This window comes from Patescibacteria group bacterium, assembly GCA_041651155.1.
In the GTDB taxonomy this organism is placed as follows: Bacteria; Patescibacteriota; Patescibacteriia; order CAIXNZ01; family CAIXNZ01; genus JAPLYF01.
This window is the reverse complement of sequence record JBAZJU010000004.1, coordinates 15,382-38,411: the sequence shown is the minus strand read 5'-3', so window position 1 is coordinate 38,411 and position 23,030 is coordinate 15,382. Positions and strand designations below refer to the sequence as shown.

General features: G+C 39.3%; 9 protein-coding genes. All 9 read right to left on the bottom strand.

The window, feature by feature from the left end:
* Positions 1-228 precede the first annotated feature (228 nt).
* Positions 229-1,398, bottom strand: a complete 1,170-nt coding sequence (gene ftsZ / locus WC460_03785) for a cell division protein FtsZ (GenBank protein MFA5188456.1) — start codon at positions 1,396-1,398, stop codon at positions 229-231.
* A gap of 105 nt (positions 1,399-1,503) precedes the next feature.
* Complete coding sequence (ftsA, locus tag WC460_03780; protein MFA5188455.1) at positions 1,504-2,748, bottom strand: cell division protein FtsA; 1,245 nt, start codon at positions 2,746-2,748, stop codon at positions 1,504-1,506.
* An 18-nt stretch (positions 2,749-2,766) separates the two neighbouring features.
* Positions 2,767-3,138, bottom strand: a complete 372-nt coding sequence (locus tag WC460_03775; protein MFA5188454.1) for a diacylglycerol kinase — start codon at positions 3,136-3,138, stop codon at positions 2,767-2,769.
* Positions 3,135-3,578 carry an rRNA maturation RNase YbeY gene (gene ybeY, locus WC460_03770; GenBank protein MFA5188453.1) on the bottom strand — a complete coding sequence of 148 codons (444 nt, stop codon included), beginning with the start codon at positions 3,576-3,578 and terminating at the stop codon, positions 3,135-3,137. The genes WC460_03775 and ybeY overlap by 4 nt, the downstream gene beginning before the upstream one ends.
* A gap of 31 nt (positions 3,579-3,609) precedes the next feature.
* A complete protein-coding gene (locus tag WC460_03765; protein MFA5188452.1) occupies positions 3,610-4,677 on the bottom strand; it encodes a hypothetical protein in 1,068 nt (355 codons plus the stop codon).
* A gap of 59 nt (positions 4,678-4,736) precedes the next feature.
* Positions 4,737-5,423 carry a hypothetical protein gene (locus WC460_03760; GenBank protein MFA5188451.1) on the bottom strand — a complete coding sequence of 229 codons (687 nt, stop codon included), beginning with the start codon at positions 5,421-5,423 and terminating at the stop codon, positions 4,737-4,739.
* A gap of 77 nt (positions 5,424-5,500) precedes the next feature.
* Entirely contained in the window at positions 5,501-7,921 is a 2,421-nt protein-coding gene (locus WC460_03755; protein MFA5188450.1) for a DUF1566 domain-containing protein, read from the bottom strand.
* A 17-nt stretch (positions 7,922-7,938) separates the two neighbouring features.
* Positions 7,939-13,434, bottom strand: coding sequence for a carbohydrate binding domain-containing protein (locus WC460_03750; protein MFA5188449.1), 5,496 nt, complete (start codon positions 13,432-13,434; stop codon positions 7,939-7,941).
* Positions 13,435-13,447: 13 nt separating this feature from the next.
* On the bottom strand, positions 13,448-23,023 hold the full coding sequence (locus tag WC460_03745; protein MFA5188448.1) for a LamG-like jellyroll fold domain-containing protein: 9,576 nt from the start codon (positions 23,021-23,023) through the stop codon (positions 13,448-13,450).
* Between the last annotated feature and the right edge of the window lie 7 nt (positions 23,024-23,030).

Genomic DNA, 23,030 nt, shown 5'->3' with positions numbered 1-23,030 from the left:
TATTTAGTGTCTACTGCATTAATTTTAATACTAGATGTTGTGCCTGTCAAATTTTTGTCTAAATCAATATTTTCCCGCCAAAATCAAGGCTTGTCTTGGTGTCGTAAAAATATTGTGTGGATAACTATTTGATGAATTTAAAAATTAAAAATTTTGGCTGCATTTAAAAAACTAAAAAACCCCCGGTATAAACCAGGGACTTTTATTTATATTATAAATATTAGGAATTTATCCCATTTTTTTCCTGATGAAGGCTGGAATATCCAAATCTTCTTCAGCTGCTTCATTGTCTTTTTTGGAAACTGAAATTTTATAATCTTCCTTAATTTTCTTTTTACTTTTTTCCTCTGATTCCTTATCATTTTCTTCAGCCAAAAATTGGTTAGGCTTATAGGTTATTTCCTCGCGTTTTATAACTTTTATATCAGCCTCCCTGTTTTTTGGAGAATTTGAATCAAAGCCGGTTGCAATCACAGTAATCTTCATCTGATCTCCCAAATCATCGTCAATAATAGCGCCAAAAATAATTTTGGCATCACTTTCAGCTGAAGCAGTAATAATCTTGGCTGCCTCATTAACTTCGTGCATGCTAAGATCAGGACCGCCGGCAATAATGAATAAGACGCCATTTGCCCCATCCATAGATAATTCCAGCAAAGGGCTGGAGATAGCTGCCTTCGCAGCTTCCACTGCACGGTTATCACCGCTGGCCTGGCCAATGCCCATCAACGCAGTGCCTTGATCTTTCATAATAGCTTTTACATCGGCAAAGTCAACATTGATTAAACCAGGCACTGTTACTAATTCTGAAATGCCTTGGATAGCTTGATGCAAGACATCATCAACTATTGAAAAGGCTTCAAGCAATGAAGTCTTTTTATCAATAATCTGCAGCAAGCGATCATTTTGAATAGTAATAATGGTATCAACTTTTTCAGCTAATTTTCCCCAGGCTTGATCAGCTATTGTTTTACGTTGCGCGCCTTCAAAAGAAAAAGGCTTAGTAACTACAGCAACTGTCAGTGCTCCCAATTCTTTGGCTATGCTCGCAATAACTGGCGTTGCCCCACTGCCAGTGCCGCCACCCAAACCGCAAGTCAAAAAAACCATATCTGCGCCCTTTAAAACATCTCTAATGTCATTTTGGTTTTCTTCAGCTGCTTTTGCCCCAGTCTCGGGATCCATGCCTGCGCCCAAGCCACGGGTTAAAGTTTTGCCAATATGTAATTTCTTATTGGCCTGAGAATAATGCAAAGCCTGAACATCAGTATTAATCGTTATAAATTCAACGCCTTTGATTTTGGAATTGATCATACGATTAACAGCTGCGCCGCCACTGCCGCCTACGCCGACTACTTTAATATTAGCAAATGTTTGAATTTCGGGCTTTATTTCCATATTTTTTAGTAATTATTATCTCTTATTTCTTATTGTACCAGTCTGACCATATTTAGTAAAACCGGTTTTACACAGTTTTGTATACATTTTTTGTTCACCAGAATTTTAGGGCATCAAAGCTTTAAACCACTTCCTTATATTTTTTGTCACACCTGCCACACTCTTAAATTTGGAAATGCCTTTGCGTTTTTTGGTCATCTGATTGCCCCATTTTACCAGGCCGGCCGCAGTGGTAAAGGACAAATCATTTACTTTATCAATCACGCTCACAATATCATAAGGATATCCTAAAGTCGCTGGCAATCGTAAATTTTTTTTGCATACATCAATTATTTTTGGCAGTTTTGCGCCTGCACCTGTTAATATAACACCAGCTGGCAATGCGCCGCTGCGCTCAAGATGCTTCAGTTCCTGATCAACTTTATCCATAATTTCTTCAACACGTGCTTCAATAATTTCAGCTAAATATTTTTTGGAAACCAAGCCTTCTTCATTTTCATCAAATTCATTTAAATCAAACTCTTCCTTTTTATCCATTCCTTTGGACGAAGCTTGGCCATATTTTAATTTAATTTTTTCTGCCACATCAATAGAAGTTCTCAAGCCAATAGCAATATCAGAAGTTATGTGTTCTGAACCTAACGGCAAGATTGCTGTGCTCAAAAGATCGCCTTGTTCAAAAACAGCGATGCCTGTTGTTGCCCCGCCAATATTAACCACCACTACACCCAATTCTTTCTGTCTATTAGTCAAAACAGCCTCACTCGTGGCTAAAGGGGCTAAAATTAAATCCTCAATATCCAAGCCTGTCTGATAAATGCACTTAGTCAAATTTTTAATTTGTGAACTCAAGCCTTCCACAATATATGTTTCCACTTCCAAACGCACGCCCGTCATGCCAGCCGGATCTTTGATATTGCTTTGGCCATCAACCGTAAAGCTTCGCGGGATGACATGAATTATTTCATAATTAGGCGGCGTAGTCACTGTCTTCGCAGCTTCAATCGCCCTTTCCATATCTTCTTCCCTGATTTCACCATCGGTTTTGGAAACAGCGACTACCCCCTTAGAAATTTGCGAAGTAATATTCCCGCCGGAAATACTAACCCAAGCCTGCTCAATCGGCATGCCAATTAATTTTTCCGCTTTTTCTAAAGCTTTAGTCAGACTATTAACAGCATCTTCAATGCTGGTTATAACTCCACGATTAATACCTTCGGCTTCCTGTTCAACCGCGCCAATAATATGTAATTTTTGCGGATTGCCTTCGTTGCTTGTATTTTGCCCAACCGCTATTTTTATTGAAGTTGAACCAATATCTAGCCCAACAATAATGTCTTCTTGAGGCATTGTATTTTAATTAATTATTTATTTAAAAAATTTATTAATAATAGGCGGTAAAAAAATTAAAATCCCTATTAAGACTGAAGCCAGCGCTCCGACAAAAACTACAGCAGCCGTCATATCTTTTATATCCTTAACATACTGGTGAATCCTGGGTTTTAACAAATCAAGCAGTCTTTCAATAATACTGTTTATTATTTCCAAAATTAAGACTAAAGAAATGATTAAGATCAGAATAATAAACTCCCAGGCTGCAATTTCCAAATAAATAGCCAGGAGTATAATAATTAAAGCAATTATCAAATCTAGGCGAAAATTTTGTTCTTCCCAAAAGACCTTGCCCAAGCCGGCCAGGGCATATTTAAAACTTTTTAATAAGCGCCTTAATTTTATCATAGTTGGGTTAATATTTTTTCCTGTAATTTTTGCATTTCCTTCTCCCCTTTTAGGGTCTCATCATTATATCCAAGCAGATGCAAAAAGCCATGTATAAGGATTAAAGAAAACTCCGTTTGGATGCTCGTAGAAAAAAATTTAGCTTGTTTTTTTATCTGGGGATAGCAAATTATAAGGTCTCCCAGATATTTCTTTTCCTGAGGAGGAAGAATAAACTGTTTCCCTTCCTGCTGACTAAAGCTTAAAACATCAGTAATCTTGTTTTTATTCCTGAATTTCTTATTTAAAGCAGTTATTTTTTTGGTACCGACTAACAAAATCGTGATTTCAAAATTGTACCTGACTTTTAGTACTTTTACGCTGCGGGAGATAATCTGTTTTACAATGCTATGTTTAAAAGGCAATTTTACTTTTGTCTGGACATAAAAATTAATTATCATAATGCTAGATTTAATGAACTAGGCATGGGTCTTACGGATTTTGGCTGGTATTTGAATTGGTATTAATTGTCGGCAATGCGGCTTGGGGCAATAAGTTAAAGCTATTTATCATCATCTTAAAGGTAGTCAAAAAATTCACCTGAATTCTGGTGCCGATATTGTAAGTAATGACAAAAACCTCATCCGGGCTGGCGTTTCCAATCAAATAAAAAGTTAATTGGTCAGGGTTAATTAAAGCATCCAGGCCCTGTTTCGTGGTTTGCCTTTTGATTTGATTCAAATCGCTTAAAGGTGATTGCTTTAAAAACCACTGCACTAAATCTAATCTTTCTGGATTATCTTCGGCCAAAACTTCAATATATTCACCTGTGGCTGATTGAAAAATCACTTCTGCCAGGCTAGAATCGGTTGGTCTGGCTAGCCAGGAAGAGGGATAAAATATCTGATACTTAAAATTAGGGTTAGTATAAACGTTTATCAAGCCGGAATTTTCCAATAAGGCGCCGCCCGCAGCTTTGGGATCATATAGATTGACTAATTCTGCACCATCCAGAAAACCATCATTATCCGTATCTGGCTTCCTTTTATCCGTGCCATATAAATCTTCCTCCACATCAGTTAATCCATCATTATCAGAATCCAGACTGCTTGTATAATTTACAGCCAAAGGTGGCGCTACGTTTAAATTGATATTTAAATTAACATTAGTATTAAGATTTGAATTGATATTTGTATTGCCATTCAAATTCTCGTTAGAATTTGCATTTATGTTGGCATTGGCATTTATGCCGGCATTTAAATTCTGATTAGAATTCAAGTTCTGCTGGTTAAGATTTTGGGGTAAATTGGCTACAGGTAAATTAAGATTGGCAACTGGAGCAGGCTGACTCATCGGAACAACAAAATAGTAAGCTGCCAGAGTAACTGCGCCTAAAACTAAAATAATTATGGCAATAATTATCAGTAAACGGCCAAGCTTTGATTTTTTTACTGCCAAATACTTATGGAATTTTGACGGCATGACATGAATTTCATATGGTTCAAGTTTTGGCTTTGCTTCAGCAGGTTGCTGCGCAGGCTCTGTTTTTTTTCCAAACATAAATAAATATAACTATAAATTTAATAGCAATAATTAAACGACAAATCCTAACCAATAATTTATATGGCAGGGACTGGCAATTTTCCAGGGCCATTGGGGTTATAGCCGCTTCTTACCTCTACGCCATCAGAATATCCATCGCCATCAGTATCAGGATTTAAGGGATTTGTCTTATAGATATTGGCTTCCTCACCATCAAAAAGACCATCGCCATCTGTGTCAGCACTTTGCGGATTAGTACCCAAGGTCACTTCCTGAACATCGCTTAAGCCATCATTATCGCTATCAACCGCTGGGGTTGGCTCCACATTAAGATTTGTATTGGCATTTTCATTAACATTGGCATTGAGATTTTCATTTACATTCAAATTAGCATTAATATTTTGGTTAAGATTTACATTGGGCTGGGCATTTAAATTAGCATTGGCTGCTGGCTGGCTGGGCTGTTTAAAAAAGCTGTAATAAGCCAAAACTCCGCCAACTGCTACCAGAATTACAATAACAATGATTAGAATAATTAATGCGATTCTTTTGCCTCCTCCTCGTCTTGGCATGACAGGAGGCATTGGAGAGCGTCCTGTGCTTGGTCCGCCTGTATTAACACCAGAAAAAATATCTTCTGGCTCTTTGACTGGCGGTTTTGGAGCCATGGGAGCTTGCCCTGGCCCGACTGGAGCTGGACCTGTTGGTCGTGGCCACTGGCCTGGCTGTGGCATTGATTGCGGTTTGGTTGGTTGATCAAACATAAATTTATTTCTTAAATATTAATTTATTAATTTTATTTTAGAACTAATAGAATATTGCCGACAGAGATGCCTTCAATCTAAGGCATAGCCGTCAAAGTTATTGGAAAAATAGCAGTGCCAAGGGAATTAGTATTTAAAACTGTACAACTTGGATAATTCGTATATTTAGCATAATTTAACTTGCAGTCATATTTATTTAAACCCACAGAATCACAACTACTTGTCCTGCCTGTAACACTTGGCTCAGAGACAACTACTTTAGATACTCCCAAACTGCCTATAATTTCAACTTCTGGAGTACCCGCCTTTTTAGGATCATCAGTGCATTTAAATTCCACTTTGATATTATATTTTCCAGACTGCAATTCTTGATTGAAAGTCGCACCGGCAAAAAGCGCAGCCACGCCTATTTCTTCATATGTATCCTCTTTTTCAGGCGCAATATAAACTGTAAATTCATCATTATTAGCATTATAATCATGCACATTTATCATAAATGGATAGCAATTTTCATCTATCTGGCCGTTACCATCATCATCTGAATTATTACCGCAAATTTCCGGTGAAACTATAATATAGATCGTGTCGGAAATGGTTTGTTGCCCGCCATTATCAAAAGCTATTGCTTTCAAACCATAACTTCCGGCTGGCACATTTTTCCAGGTAACCACATAATCGCATGGCGTTGGGTTTAAAAATCTAAGATTATTGTTACGGCAAATCAGTTCTTTCGCCTCAATCTCATCAGGACCATTATAAAACCTCACCTCATTTACTCTCACATCATCGGAAGCTGTGGCATGTATTTCTAAATTTTCACCCGGTGGAAAATGCGCATTATTCAGATCAGCGCCCGCAACTGTTTTAAAGCTGCCATCTGCTAATCTATAAATAATTTGGGTAATTGCAACGCTCGGCGGCTGATTAACAAGTTTTAATTGAGCCGTGGCCTCGGCCATACCGCCATTATTATCAATTGCTCTGGCTGTAATAATGTAATTCCCAATCGGAACAGATAACCAGGTGCAACTGCCCGTAAAATCAGGCCCGCCAATATTAGTTAAATTATTTATAGAACTGCAGTCTGCAATTAAGGCATCCACCCCGCCCGGATCTTTCCTTTGATAAATTTTCATCAAAGTAATATTGCCGTCAGGATCATGCGCCGAAACATTAATCGCCACATCAGCCGGACCAGAAATACCGGCAGCATCATAAGCCGGATCAGTAGCAATTGTCACGCTCGGAGGCGTATTGCTGCCAACTGTAATGTTTACGCCTGCTGACAAGCTGGTTGAGCCGGCACTGTCTATGGCCCGGGCGATAATTTCATAAGCGCCCATGCTCATATTGCTCCAGGTAAAAATATATTTGCCGTCAATCGGCTCTGTCACTGTACCAATATAATTTGTATTATTATAATAAAAATCAACAGAAGTAATAGTACTTGGGCTGCTTGCGCTGGCTGTGGCTGACAAAATTACTGAGGCTGGATAAACATAACTGGTTTTATCAGTCGCAACAGTAATACTTGGTGCAATGTGAGCGCCGGAGGCTGCCTTTGCCCATAAACCATTAAAAGCCGTGCCCAGCCAATTCAAGTCACCAGTGCCGGCATTAGTCACACAATTAGAACCTTCTATATGAAAACCTGAATTACAGCCGACTATCCTCGGCGTAGTCAAGTTAATTGCTTCTGTTTTGGCACAAAAATTTTTGGTCTGGGCTGACACGCTTAAAGAGATACAGGCAGTCGCCCCAATACCCAAACATTGTGAAGCCTCAGTGCAATCACGGTGATAAATAGTTTGCAATTCTCCTCTGGTTACTTGCGCGCCATTGGCAATATTGCTTGTTGTCGCACTTATAAATTTGCGCTCAAAAATTTCTGGCTGGCGATCCATTATACACAAAACATTTAATTTCATATCCTGGGCAAAAATCGGATTATCAGCCTTGCCATTTAATAAATTGACTGTTCTTTTATAATCCCGCTGCGGGTTGGCAATCCCTGCTGCAGTCTCATTGAAATCACTGCCCGTCCAGTAAATACCGCCTGAAAAAGAAGGCCTGGTGCCTGCTTGATCATTCACAATATCCGCGTTTGCCTGGCAACCTGTTTCATCACATTTATACTTTACTAAACTTAATAATTCTTCAACAGTTGGCAAGCGAAACATGCCTGCTGGCTCTAAGGCTGCGCATTTATCAGCTGCCTCTTGCCAGGCATATCCGGGCTTGGGATCATTGATAATTTTAAAAGTTGGCAATTCATGGCGCACCCAAACCAGGCCAGTGCAGACGTCCTTAACAGTTAAGTCAGTACTGTCTGCTAATTGCGGACAATTCTGGTTATTGAAATAATCTTGTAAATTAGCCGGTGTTTCTTCAAAATCAGCCAGCAGATTCAAACTAATAAAAGCTAGGCTAATTAAAATTATTAAAAAGATATAAAAGTTAAACCAGGTAAACGTAAATTTTTTCTTAATTCGTCTCATAAAATTTTAATCTGCTTTTATTGTTTCGGCTGGCAGTTACAATAAGAATATTCAGATCTAAATGGCGCCGGGACACTTTGTCCGGTGCCAGTCTCAAGACAATTTGCGCCTTTATCGTTAAAAGGATAATTGCAGCGTTTATTGACTTGATTTTTTCCTTCTGTTTCAGGGATAGTTTGCAAAAGACAATTATTGCCTGAATCAATGCTCATCATTTGATTATTATTGGCAATGCCAAATTCATTTGTGACCGGATTATATATTTCCTCAGCCTTATCAATATTTGTACCGACTGCTTTGCAATCCAAATTCTTTACCTGGCAAATATCCTGACATGACTTATTCGGCAAAGTATCATTATAGCAATTATCATACCTGAAAGTGCAGGTTTGCGGATCGCAGTGTAAAAAGCCGCCGTCATAACCATTAGTTTTGCATGACTGGTTAGTAATTTCTTTTTCAACTAAGCCTGGAGTGCAAGTGCTGCCTGGACAATTAGTATCATCAATACAATTTGCGCCTGCGTTCTCTCCTCCCAAGCATGTATGGCCTTTATTAAATTCACAAGTTTCACCCAGTTCCAAATTGCCATTTCCGCATTTGGTCTCCCGCAGACAATGAACTTTAAAAGCAGAATCAGTGCCATATTTTTCAATACTGCCATATTTAAAATTTATGGCCAAAGCACTAAGACAATTATTATTAGCATCGGTTTCAACGCAAGTACTTGACCAGTAAAGGTAATTATCATCACCACAATCGCTGCATAAACCATCCTGGTTATAACTGCAATTTAATGGGCAGAGCTTTAAAACTTGTTTGTCAGCATAAAAAAGCCCAATATTCGTTTGTCTAACCAAACTGTAAAGCTCTTTAATATTTGGCAATCGCGTCGCCGTGGCTTCACCGCAACCCGTATCAACAGCTGCCTGGTAAGTCCAGTTCGTATTTGGATTGCTTATATTATCAGCTGAATTCCAGACTAAGCCAGTACAAGTATCAGCTAATAAATTCTTGTTGTCTGCTGTAATAATCACCTTGAAATTAGGACATTTAGAATTATTTATGCTGTACCCGATGTCAGCAGTATAAGGCGGTTTGGGAAAAAATAAATTTGTCTCAGTTTGAGAATGATACTCTAAATAAGAAGATACTTCCGGCTCGCATTTGGTCGTGCTCGCATCACAATAATAGCCTAAAACGCAATCATTATTGCTATTACAGCCTAAACTGCCTCGCGCACCCAGGCATTTTGTATCATAATCACCATAATTTCTAATTGAACATGAAAGATTCTGAGCGCAAGGCTTAACAGCGCTGCAAGTCCCACCCATTTTAATGCTCTTACAGCCATCAGCGCAGTATGGATCACTACCAGTATCACAAATCTCATTAGGCTGGACAATGCCATCACCGCAATAGGCATTCAGACAAGCATCACTGCAATTATCACTCAGACAAATTCCATTCTCACAACGGCCAGTTTTACCGCAGCCTTCACTATTGGCGCAACTTAAGCCCACTCGGTCATCGCACTGTTCAGCTGAATGGACAGTGTTATTGGAGCCATCCTGAATAATCCCATCGCTGCAATAGCCGCCAATATATTGGCATCTTTTCCCTGCTGAATTAATGCCGCATTGATACTGCGGTCTTACACTCACATCAGGAAATATCTTAACTTCATCTAAATTAAATTTAGTACCTGGCTCTACATTAAAAATAATTCTAAATTTATAAGCCGCTTGGCTCGGTGTAAAATTAACCTGGTATAAATTCCAGCCGGCTTTTTGTTCATTGGAATCTGGCAAAGGAAAATCAACTTTATCAGTCTCAGTCCAAGTCTCGCTATTTGTTTGGTCGCCTGTCTGGAAACTAAGGGAATTTATTTTTCCAACTAAGAGCTTTAACCTCAGTGAAATTAAATATTGTTTATTGGCAAAAAAGGTATTAAATTGCTTAAGCCAAAATTCATTGGCAGCATCATAACTCAAAAGCAAGCTATACTGTCCATTAAAAGAAGAACCCTCGTCCAGACTGGCATTTCCTGCCACAATTTCCCAGGGAGAAAAGATTTTTTCAAAACTGGGATTTCTGGCCAGATTAGCTGTTTCCGCAGGCTGAGGCACTACATAGTTTTTATAATCACATTGCTCGCCATATTGCAGCTCCACTTCCCTATCTCCGCAATAACCGCCAAAACTTTGACAGCTGCCCACATTTGCTTCGGGCGAGAAAAACTGGACATTAAAAATTGCCGGGTTTATATCTAAAACATTATTGCCATCTGTATCAACTCCGGTAAATTTATCAACATAAACGGGTAAAGTGGCTGGATCAAATGGCAGATAAAAATGATCGCCGACAAAATGCAAATAAACCGTGTAATCACTGCTTCGGGCTTGCAGGCTGCCTAGATTCAAAGTAGCTTCTTGCTTTTTATCCTGGTTAGTGGCCGGTACTATGATAAATCCGATCCTGTTGCCAGAATTGGCCTCATCAATATAGTCCTGATCTAAATAGACGCTATAAATCAAGCTGCGCAAAAGACTGTATTTTTGGTCAGAGGTTACTTCGCCGTATTCTGGGATAAAGAGGCTGCCATCATTATTAATATTGTATAAATCAGGTTGGCCAGCGGTTTTTAATTGGCTAAAATAATCAATTTGATCTTTAGTCAGCAAACTTAAATCATCACCAAAATTAGCGGTTGTTAATTTCACAGAATAAGAACCGCTTTTAGCCACGTTAAATTTATAGCTGACTCTAAAACCGCCCTTGGCTAATAGGATATTGTTATCATTGCTTATTCTGTCTGTTGGCAAAGCGGCACAACTTTGCGCTAAGGGCAGAAACCAGTCATCAGAAAATTGATTACAACTAGCGCCATTAAGCGAAATAGGCGTCCCGCCAGCCTGGCCAGAGCACATATACTGCGAAGTAGTGCTTATGCCTCCAATCCCCCCTTTGTCTGGCGTGGGAATAGGCGCAGAGACAGAACCCTGGTCGCACTGTTCTTTATATTCTTGTTGCGTTTTATAATCCCCGCAAAAACCGCCGCAATTATTTACACCTGGTTGAGAAGAATAAGCTGGGGGAGGTGCAGTTAAACCTTCAAGAGTGCAACTGGCAGTGCATTTTGGCTGCAGTTGTTTATTATACCAATTATGCGCGCCGTATTCTAAATCGCACCAAGCCTGATTTTCTAAATTAACACTTGGATCGCAGGCTTCACCGCATTGGCCTTCAATATAGCCGTCATTACAAGAGGTCTGCCAATTTCCCAAAACGCATCTTTTATCTTTATATTGATCCATTGATGTCCAGGTTCCAATTGCCGCTTTGCAGTCAGCTTCAGTTGTTTTACTTTTATCGCTGCAAGTACCGCAATTTTGGCCAGTAGAATCGCAGGCAGCCAAGCAACTGCCTGGGCCATAGCAATCATTGGTTGGATCATTATCTTTATTATCAAAATAGCACTGGTCAGGCCCGCAGAGATTTGCATCTTGATATTCTAAACGGTAATTTAAAAGATAATTTTTACCTCCATTTAAAGCAGTGTATTGATAAACATATGCCCCGTCATAAGTCTCGGGCTTTAAAGCCTGCTCTACGCATGTTGTCCCACCCAGATTAAAAGCACCGTTTAATTTTGCATCAGCTTGTGCACCATTTACTATAGGACAAATGTTTGTAGTGTAAGGTGCGGTTAAAGGACAACAATTAGCGTATGTATTTAAAGCAAATTTTGAATTAATAGCATCCCAGCAAGTCTGGACATCATAGGGGGCCGGACAAATACTGCAATATTGGTTGTCAACGCACTGCTCATTAGCTGGACAACCTGTGAGAGCTGCATTGTTAGCATCTCTAGTGCAGATATTAACACAATTAACTTTTTCCACTGAATCCTGACAATTATAAGTGCCTCTCTGAGAGGTGGCCATTAAATTTAAAGGATCAAGAGGCAACCCAGAACCTAACTCATTGCCTAAAGTTGCCTGCCAGGATGGCCAGGTAGAAAGAGAATGCCCTTGGACAAAAGTTCCTGCATCCAAAACAGGATATTTGCCATGGCTGGCCTGATATTGCTGCAACAAATCATTAATCGTATTTAAATCAACCAAACGAGTCATATCGCGCCTTAATTTATCCTTGACATCAGCGCTCACGTTTATATTAAAAACCCAATTATCCAGCATCTGGTTAAAGATATTAATTGTCTCTGACGGTGCTGATTGATTATAGGCCATGACATAGATATTGGTAAAAAATTGCTTGGCTGTTTGAGGCGGATCAGTATTTGGTATGGGCGTTTCTACGATATTAGCCGCATTAACATAAACAGTGCGCTCATCTCTGACCGCCTGATAGCCGTCAACTGTAATTGAGTCATAACTTGATGCAGCATTATCTACATTATCCTGATACCAGGAAACAACATCTTTTTTCAGTAAATTACTGTAGATCCTTATGCCAATAACATCATCGGTCGGCATAATCGTATCAATGGCCGTGCCGTAAATAACAGGATTTGTATCTAAAATTTTATTATTATTTAAATCAGCATTGCTAAAATTATTTAAAATAGCAGGCAGCTGAGAAACGCACGTACCGTGGTAAATACAGTCAGTCTCAGTTTGGCAGGCTAAGCCATTTTTAACACCTCCAGTGCAGACTGAATTTTGGCAAACAGAGGCAACGGCAGACAGACAGGCATTGGCATCCGATGTCTCGCATGTATCCCCATTCACCTCTTCTTGTCCAGAACAAACACCTTGATTCCAGGCATCATAAAAATTATAATAATAATCACTTAAAAAATGCAGGTAAATAATATGTTCTCCTGGCAAAAGATTGCCAATTTTTACTGAACCCTCCTGAAGCTGGGCAGGATCAGTGTCTTTAACAAATATATAACCCTGTTTATTACCATCTACGTAAACGCTAAAAACCAGATTCTTAACCAGCTGATAAACTTCATCACCTTTGGTAGAAATCAGTGATAAATCAGCAACAGTCAGACCCTCTCCCAAATAAGCTAAAATAGTGTCAACATCTTTAAGGCCATTCATTTCTTGAGATGTTAAAATATGATCAATCTGCTGGCGTGTTAACCGAGAAAAACTATCAGAATCATTGGACGCGCTAATTTTAAAAACATAATCTCCTTGATTGCTGACATTAAATTTATAGCTAAATTTGGCTTGGCCAGAGGTAGTAATGCTATTATTGTCTGGCATTTTTTTTATCTCACCTGTGTCAGTTAAAGTGCTTGCGCACGAATTATTGCCATAATCTTGGTTTAAAGGGCTGTACTTATCGCACTCAACACCCAATTTGCTAATAACATTGCCGGATTCTTTATAAGAACTAATGGGAAATAAAAATTCTCTTAATAAAGTATCAGCGCCAGCCACCCGTTCATTTTGGGCTTTGCCCATAATTGGCAAAACCAAAAAAATAATAAAAATAGCAAACAATAAATATTTATTTTTGTTTATTTTCACCATAAAAAATTAAAAATTAAAACCTTATCGGTATTCGCACGCCTTTTTCATATTGCCTCAAATCATCAAACATTACATAACCATCTACATTATTATCATATATCTTTATTATACCAATTTTTCCAGTATAATTGCTAGGTAATTTAAAACTTATATCCCTCAAGATATTATCTCCGCTGCCAGTTGCTTGTGCCCGGACATAAAATGTAGATTCTGGCGCATCTGCCGCTTCTAAAGTTACGGCCGTAACATTATCAGGCAGATTGCCTGCGCCCGGTTCTTCAATCTCAGAAGTAGTTATTGTCAGATCCTGATTTAATCTGGCGCTAGGCCAGGCATGATTACTGCCGCCAATTTTAAATCTTAATTCATCGCCTTCAATTACAAATTGCCGTGAAGACAAAATACCAGTCGGCTGCTTGCCTAAATTAAAATCTTTGCCGCCAAAAGAGCCTAAAGCAGTATTAATTATCCAGCCCTCATTGACGATCAAGCTTTCAACTGGCTGGACAAACCATAATTCACCCTGCCCGGTTTCTGGAATCCAATTAAACAGATTGCCATACTGAAAATCCAGATTTTCAATAGTTGTTCGTTTTTCAACAGGCGGAATTAAAATACGCGCCTCAGGCAAAAGTCCGGCTGGGTTATCGCGGCAATAATATGTCTGGGAATTAAAAGCTTGTGGAATTGAGGCCAACGGAAACTTTTCTTTTATTGAAGGCCAGGGATTTTCGCACATTAAAATTAAGACATTAAAACTTTGCGTAACAGGCGCAAGCAAACTGCCCTGTGCCTGGGCTTCTACTAATAATTGGGATTTAACTTCTTTTATTGGCTTAGCTGTAGTATAAACTCTGCCCGTTGTATTTTTAACTTTATTTATATCCGTTGATAAATTGTCTATCCTGTTATAAATTTCCAGTGCGTTTTGCGGATCAATATCTTCAGTCCTGGACCACTGATAATTAGCTTTCAATGTCCAGCCATTATTATATTTGGCGACTGCCTCATAAATGTGTTGGTTGCCAGAAGTTGTCGCGTCTTGATCATAATCAGCATCAAGATGGCAGTCATCTTTGCCTGCGCAAACAAATAAATCATTATTATTATATTCGGCAATACGGTCATTTTCACTGGTAAACGGCGCGCGATAAACCTTCGTATCTATCCAGTTAACCTGGCAAATGCCGCTTTGGTCATCACCTGCAGTTCCCTGAGTCAGGAAGGTTGCTAAACAATTATTCGTGTCAGCACTAGAGCATGCGGTTGAATTAGCAACATCCAAAGTACCATTGCTCAAACTTTTTACGCCTTGATCACCGCCGACAATCTGCACTCTATATATTTGGGCTGGATCTAATAAATAATTGGGGGTGACTGAAATTACTGTCTTATTATTAATGTTATAAATTCTTAGGTAAAAATCTTCATCGCTTAAAGCAGTACAAGTTGTTTGGGCCAAAGCTGGCTTTTCATAGCCAAAGAGCCTGCTAAATATATTTCTAAAATAAGCCAGAACATTTTTCGTTAAGCCATTTTCCTGATTTTTTACAGTTTGATTTGTGCATGCTTCCAATTTTATATTTCTGTTGGTTAAAACATTATCTTGATATTGTTCCAAGGTCTTTTGATCAATCAAGCTGTCAAAAAATATGTCCATAATGCCATTTCTGCAAAAAGCTGTTTCTCCGTCAGCTGGTGAGATTGCCTCTACCTTTGGCCTGGTAATAGCTTTAGCGCACAAAGCAGTGTCAAAATTGCATTGATTGGCATTACCTTGTCCAAAGCAACTTAAAGTTCCTCCCACAAAACCGCCAGGCACATCTGCACATGTTTTATTATTCAAATTTGTACCATCGCATTCTTCCTGGTAAATAATATTGCCGCTGCCATCAGCTATTGTATCTATATTGCCATTGCCGCAAAGAGAATCAACCGGAACGCAATTCTGACCATTAATATCGCAGTGCGACAAGAGACATTGGTTATCACAATTAAATGTACAAGAATTTGTCGGATAACCGAAATTCGTGCAATCTAAACCGCTGGGAACAGGGGGATTTGCAGAATAATCACATTCTTCTCCATTATCAATTGCGTTATTGCCGCATTGATCTGCCGTTGTGCAATTTTGATCATTGGCATCACATCTTAATAAAGTACAAGTATCAGCGCACTGATAAGTACAATTGGGCAAATTGCCAGGACACTCGGGCAAAGGCGATGGCAAGGCAGTGCCGTCACATTGCTCCCCTGCCTCAATTGAATTATTGCCGCATTGGCTGATTTGAGTGCAAATATTTGGCTGAACAATATCATTAACCTCAAAATTCGTGGCCGTAACAGTTTCCAAACCTAAAGACGTAATAACTTTAATTTGTCCTGTAATCGCATCATCTAAAGTGGTAGCTGTATTTTTGTTCGGGACTTCAGCAATAATATGATCATTATCGGCATTTGGCGAGCACTGCCAGAATTTACAATCACTCGGCTTTTGCGCCGGAATCCAGGACTGCAATGAACCGCCGCCTTTAGTATAAATCCCCTGAAGTTCATTGATCGCCAACTCGCGGTTGTAAAGACGCGCTTCGTTAATTGAACCCTGACCAAATCTGTTCATGAATGGAGGAGAATCAACCCCCAGATAAAGATCAATCTTACTGTTTTCTCTAAGAAATACTGGAGTTAGATCCGTAAAATTTCTGGTGGCGACAACTTGCCCGTCAAAAATCATCTGCCCTATTTTAGTCGCCTCATTATAGCTAACCCCATATTGATGCCATTGTTTTATATCATTTACAGTGTAATCGCCAATAGGAAGGTAGAGACCATCTTTATTTAAAATATATCCTGTCCAGGTGTTTTTGCCGCTATTAGGGTGAATTATAAAGCCATTGTTGCTCCTTGAACTCATAATCCAGCCATTCTGATTCCAATTATTAGTCCCTGATTTTGCCCAGGCAAGAGCAGTGAAACTTGAAGTTATGGAATAATTTTGCACTTTAACATAATCACTGCCATTCAAAAGCAATTCATTATTATTAAAATAAGCCGGGTCAGTATAATTAGCCTCATGGCAATTATTAAGCACACAAAACGAGCCATCAAAATTAGTGGTAACGTCCCTGGCATCTGATTTTAATTGATAGTAGGCCTTATAATCATTAGTAGATATAGGTGGGTCTGTTATTAGGCCTTTAAAATAAGCATTGCCCGTCTCACAGCCAAAATAACAGCCCTGTAAGTCAACCCATGTCCCCACCTTGCCATTGAGCGGCGTAAAATTTGCAATATATGGAGTACAAATGCCATTAACACAACTGCTTGTTCCGAGTCCGCAAGCCTCACAATCAGTATCACTTGTACAGCCAGTACTCGTTAAAATTTTAAAATTTAATGGATTACTGACTACTTCAGTATAAGAATTTTCATAAGTATTACTTGGGCAAAAAGCGCCGATATGAAAGCCGGCACAAATTTTGCCAGTTAAAATTCTCTTTGTCACCACCACAGAGCCAGTTTCAGTGCCAGCAGGAACAGAGGCCGCGATATTTTTAGCTGACCAATTATTAATAGAAGCAATTTTACTTTTACTAAAAATTAAATTACTTTCCCCTCGCGTATCTTCAAATCTTACGCCTTTTATTGTCACCGCTTGATTAATTTTACCTTTAGCAGGTAAAATTTGGCACAAACCTGCGCCAAGCAAATTGTCATTGACTGTAAATCTGACCCGATTGCTTTCAATACCTTCATTATTTAAGCCGCCCTGGGCAGTCACCAAATAAACATCACCTGACTGCGTGCCAGCCGGCACAACCACGATAATCTGATTATTGGTCCAGTATCTTTCACAGGGCGCTGGCGGTAATTCTGCTGCCTGATTATTGAAAAAATATACCTTGCCTGGAGTATCGCCGAAATTATATCCGCTGATAGTCACCCATTGGCTAATCGGGCCATTATCCGGTGAAATAGAAGTAATTACCGGAGACAAATAAAACGGCAAGGTGTTGCTTTTTAAGTCCGGCTCTTGTCCATTATTATAAGCAGCCTGATCATGAACGCCATTATTATTAAGATCAGCAAACGGATCTCCTTCACTAAATGTGCCGGCATTCAATAAATCATTATATGGTTCTGAAAAAGGATCAATTGCCACATAAACCTGATTCTCAGGCAAGCTACTAGCATCAATTTTTAAAGGATTTAAAATATTTAATATCTGATTTGACCATGATTTTATTTTATCATCAGTTAAAAATAAGCTAAAAAGCAGATTATTAAAATTAACATAACTGCCTACGCCATATTGGATATTATTAAAAACAGTTTTATTGGAATCGCCAAAATTTGCGCCTGTCGCAGTGATCGGAGTATTCTCAACTCCGAAATTCGGCTCTAAGGAACACAAAAAAGGATAAATATTATTGCTAAATGAAAAAACATCAGGGCTAATTGCTTTGCCAAAATCAGTCGTGATAACAAGATGCGACATATCTTTTGCGCCAACACGGCTGTTTATTTCAGAATCTGACAAAACACGATTGTAAATTGCAATTTCATCAAGCGAACCTATAAAAGTGCCCGAGCAGGAGCCGATGCAGGCAGAATTAAAATTGCTGCTTTGAGAAATAAAGCCAGGCGCGTTAAATTCTGTTTTTGTGCCGTTTAAATTTATTTGAATTTTTTGTCCATCATAAGTGCCGGCAAAATAATTCCACTGATCTGGCAGGAGTCTATTAGTGCTTTGAGCATAATAAGTCGCTACATCACTGCCATTATTAATTTGCAAAGTCAAACGCAAAAAGCCTCCGGCAATTGTGCGGAAAGCAGCTTCATCTGATGAATAAAAACTCTGCGTAGCAGGATTTGCGCCTGTTTTTATCCAGCCTTCAATTGAAAATTCTTTGTTGAAATTTAAAGAAGGGTCATTGGCTATATTTAAACTATATTGATTATCAGAATTAAAACTTATGGCCTTGCCAGACATGCCTTCATTGACTCTGGCTATATTGCCCGAAGACGCAATCCCCGTAAATTTATTGGGTGAAGAATCAATAATTTCATTGCCAGTATCTTCAAATTTTAAAAATAAAACCTGGCCAGCGCTTAAACCAAAATACCGGCTAATAAGTTCTTGCGTCAAAATCGCGCTAAATATTGAAAAATTATCTATCTCGCCTTTAAAGTAATTGCTGAGATTGGTAATATTTTTTGCGCCAATCAAAATGCTGTTTTTATCAGTGCCAATAAAATTTCCAGTCAAAATAATGCCAGTACCGGTAAAATCATTAAAATTAAAACCATTTAAATATAAATTCGCCTGGCTGCCATCATAAGTGTAAGCTAAATAATTCCAGTCATTATCTTTAATAATCTTTTTCGTATTGGCGGCCGTACTGTAATCTAAGGAAAAGGCATTTACAGCTGTCCCGTCTGTTGCGCTGAATAAAGTACCGCTACCCTGCGGTTTAAACCAAAATTCCAAACTGCCGGTGCCTAAATTCTGGTTTGGCAATTTAACGTAATCTTTATAATCACTGGAAACCGGATAATTATTTAAATATAATGCCTGCTTAAATAAATCATTAATGTGAGCCGGAGTTCCTTTGATTTCACCGTCAAAACCATTAATTCTATCACTGATAAGCACATTGCTAGTTTCCTCAAAATCATAAAATAATAGCATGCCGTCTTCTTTGCCTGGAGTTGGTAATTTATAAGTGGCTGAATTTCCAGCAGGGATTGACTGGCCTTGCGGCACTTGGACTTTAATCATAGTGTCTGACCAGGATTCTTTACAATCAGCTAATTGCGCAGGAATATTATCAAAGAAAACTTGGCTTGTACCTTGAGCAGCTCCAAAATTTTTGCCATAAATTGTGACATAAGTTTTTACTTCTGGACGTACCAGGCCGTTAGTCGGTGTAAAATAATCTATTTCTGGAATATTTAAATCAATGACTAGTCTATTATTATCATCCTTCTTATCCGAGACTTTGGCTCCGACATAAATTAAACCTTGCTTTTCTGGCGTAGCCGTTTGTTTATAATCAATTTTATTATTTCCATCAGGCAAAGGCAGATTGTCTGCTAAAGAAATTTTGGCAGTACAGTAATTTGTTTGAGGAGCAGGGTCTGCAGGCTGATCGCATTGTGCGCTTTCTGTTTGCTGAGTGCTATATACTTTATACCAATTCCAGTCATAAAAATTGCTATCCAATATATTGCAATTATTTGCCAGGGCAAAAGCATTATAATCTTGAGTTTGATCTTTTCTGATAATTAAAGCGTCTTGGGGCGTAACAACCACCTTCTCAACATCGCAGGCTAAATTTGAATTTTTTGTTTTAAAATACCAACTATACTCCCCGCCTGGCTGGCCATCAAAATCACCATCTAATTGCAGGCTGGCCTGATTCTCAGTTTCTAATGAATAAATTCCATTGGCCCCGCTTTTTAAGGTGACCCGATACCAGGTATTTGGCTCTAAATTGCCGTCTGGCTGGAATTCAAAACCGCTGGCTTCTGCGCCTTGATTATCTAAATTGAATGAAAAAGTTGTAATGTCCGATGGAACAAGCGCAGGGGTATTGCAATCAGCAAAATTAAAATTATCTGCTGTGCCACAGGCTTTGACTTCAATATTATTAGCTGATTTTTGCAAGGTAATTGGATCAATTAGTTTGTTAAATCTGGCAGAGACCCATATATTTGTGCAATTATCAACTGATTTTTTCCAGGGCGTCGGGCTCTGTGGCTTGTCAGTACAGGCAATATCCTCAATTACTTGCGGGGGCAGAGCCGAAACTAATTTGCCGGTTGTAAATGACCAGGAATACGTGCACATCTGGCCATAAACAGCCTGGCCGCAGTCTTCAGGATTTTTACAAACTCCGTCAGCCTGACAGCAAATTTGGCTGCCAGCACAAATATTTTGCACCCGGCAATCATTGACTTTAAACTGAACCTTATTACTTAAAACACCGGCTGAATTAGTTACCTGCACAGGTCCGGTTATGGCGCCTATTGGAACAGTTAATGAACTTCCGGACTGACCCTGCTTGCCATCAAGTCCTGCGCCTATTTTATTCGCTGACCAATCCAAAGCTTGATCAGCAGGTATTTTATTTTGCCAAAAATTAACCTGGCTGCTGGTTGAGGAAGAATATGTACCAAAATTTTCACCATATAAAGTCACACCGCTGATTCCAACCGGACCTTGATCAGGGGCAATGGCGCAAATGCCCGGAGTGACAGGATTATTATTACGGGTAAAATCCATTGTATTGCTGTAAAGATTATTCTGGGATTTAACTACCACCTGGCTATTATTTATTTTTAAACCAGACGGAACCTTTACTATTATATATGTATCGTGCCAATACCCAGCTTTTGAACAGCCTGCTGGAAAATTTGTATCAGCAATCAGCCAATTAGAGCTTTCAAAATCAGTTTCACCAGCCAGATTTAAAAATTTAACCAGATTAGCCTGCTCGCCAAAATTACTGCCAAAAATTGTCACATACTGACCAATTGGCCCGCTTGATGGATCAAGATAATCAATTTTTGGCACTTTTGCCGGCTGGGTAACCGTAAAATTAACCGGATTGCTATTTTCTGACCCGACTTTAACCTGAACAGGTAAAACACCGGGCAATATATTCGGCACTTTAAGATTTTTAATTGAATCATCAAGCCAAGTCCATATGTTTTTATTATCAAATTCACCACCACCAATTGTCGCTGAATCTTTAGTTGTCCCGAAATTTTTTCCGCTCAAACTTACTAAGGTTCCAAACTCACCTCTATCGGGACTGGCTGCACTAAGCGGACACAATCCTGGCCTTTTAACATTATTAACAGTAAATCCACCTGCCCCTTGATTATCCCAAGTTGTTTCCTGGCTGTCTGCATTTATTAATTTAATCGGGCCATTTACAGCGCCTGCTGGCACTTCAACTACAACCTGCTTATCTTGCCAGATAACAGCGGCGCCGCAAATTGTTGGCAAACTAGCATTTTGCTCGTCATTATTGGCAGTCGTACCTAAAAATATAATCTTACTTATATTAGAATCGTAAGTGCCAAAACCCTGGCCAGTAATAGTTATAAAATTTCCCGGGGCTCCATTATCAGGTCTGACAGAATCTATCTGAGGCAGAGATTGGCAAGTGCAAGCAGTCGCTGCATTAGTCGCGCAATAAAATCCGCGTCCGCATAAATCATTAGAAGGGACGCAACTGGCGGTGTTGGAACTGCAGGGTGCGCCAGGTCCAGCTTCCTTACAAATACAACTTGAAGGATTAGTTGTGTCGCAATAATTGCCTGCCCGACAGCCTGCCGTACTACAACCGGAACATGGCTCTCCTGGCCCGCCTTTACAATAATCTGAAGTGGTAAAAGAGCAATATCCTCCACTGCAGCAATTATCTGCTGAACATTTCGCGGTTATATTGTCACATTTAACATAAAAAGGAGAACCATTGCTGGTGATAGTGCCTTTTTGCACAAAAACTAAATTGCTGGGCTGGCTCACTGCGCCTGGAGGTACGCTGCTCAGGATTGTCTCATCATCCCAATGCCCGACTTGTGCATTAACATTCATGGGAAACTTTAAAAAATCTGCACCAGCAGTCTGAGTGCCAAATCGTTTGCCCAAAACAGTAACTGTTGTGCCTTCTGCGCCATTATCCGGTTGGAGGCAGGCAACACCAGGTCCGGGCAATCCGGCTAACAAGGTAAAATCATCATTGTATGGCGGATAAAGTGCGGTTGATTTGTCTTCACTGGTATTTTCATTATTAGCTCCTGTCTTAATTACGACTTTATAAATATTTTGCTCAGCATTTACATTATCAAATTGCAGGCTTGATGGAACTTCAACTTTGATAAGAGAATCGTGCCAAACAGGATCATTGCCGCAATTAACAATCGTAGTTTCAATATACTGATAATTTGGAGCCAGCCCTTTTCTAAAAAATACTTTGGAATTCCCCTGAGTGGCGCCAAACTTGCCTCCCATAATTGTAATAAAATCTCCTGTCGCGCCTTTTGGCTCATTATTGATCCCCGATAAACTGCAGATATATGGCGCCGGGCTGTCTTTATTCGGATCAGGACACTGGCCCGGAATTGGACCGCAATTATCACATGGCGGATAACAATTTGGACAGGTATTTATATTAAAACCAGGCCCTCCCGCGCCAGTGGCTTTTAATAATTCATTAATCACAAAACTGGCAATAGCAAAAGCTGATAAGGTGATAACCAGGCCAATGACTGCGGCAACTAACAAATTTTTTGCCTTTTGGATTTTTTCCGCTTCACCTCCAGAAAGCAAATACATTACTCCGCCAATTATAACTAAAACAACAGTGATAATGCCTAGTAAGCCAAAAGCCACCTGAACAATTCTGGCAATGGTCACTCTGAGATCTTGAGTGCCTAAGCCAATATATGGAGACAGAGTGTTTAGACCTGGTTCAACCTGAGCCAAAACAGGACTGACCAATAAAATTGCAATCAAGCCTATAAAAATGGCTAATGCGACTAAAATTATTTTTTTTGTTTTTTCTATCTTCATAATTAAC

What these genes read in the sequence shown, in the direction of transcription:
- WC460_03755 (MFA5188450.1), bottom strand. Translation starts at nt 7,921, where the DNA reads ATGAGACGAATTAAGAAAAAATTTACGTTTACCTGGTTTAACTTTTAT.
- ftsA (MFA5188455.1), bottom strand. Translation starts at nt 2,748, where the DNA reads ATGCCTCAAGAAGACATTATTGTTGGGCTAGATATTGGTTCAACTTCA.
- WC460_03760 (MFA5188451.1), bottom strand. Translation starts at nt 5,423, where the DNA reads ATGTTTGATCAACCAACCAAACCGCAATCAATGCCACAGCCAGGCCAG.
- WC460_03750 (MFA5188449.1), bottom strand. Translation starts at nt 13,434, where the DNA reads ATGGTGAAAATAAACAAAAATAAATATTTATTGTTTGCTATTTTTATT.
- WC460_03765 (MFA5188452.1), bottom strand. Translation starts at nt 4,677, where the DNA reads ATGTTTGGAAAAAAAACAGAGCCTGCGCAGCAACCTGCTGAAGCAAAG.
- ftsZ (MFA5188456.1), bottom strand. Translation starts at nt 1,398, where the DNA reads ATGGAAATAAAGCCCGAAATTCAAACATTTGCTAATATTAAAGTAGTC.
- WC460_03775 (MFA5188454.1), bottom strand. Translation starts at nt 3,138, where the DNA reads ATGATAAAATTAAGGCGCTTATTAAAAAGTTTTAAATATGCCCTGGCC.
- ybeY (MFA5188453.1), bottom strand. Translation starts at nt 3,578, where the DNA reads ATGATAATTAATTTTTATGTCCAGACAAAAGTAAAATTGCCTTTTAAA.
- WC460_03745 (MFA5188448.1), bottom strand. Translation starts at nt 23,023, where the DNA reads ATGAAGATAGAAAAAACAAAAAAAATAATTTTAGTCGCATTAGCCATT.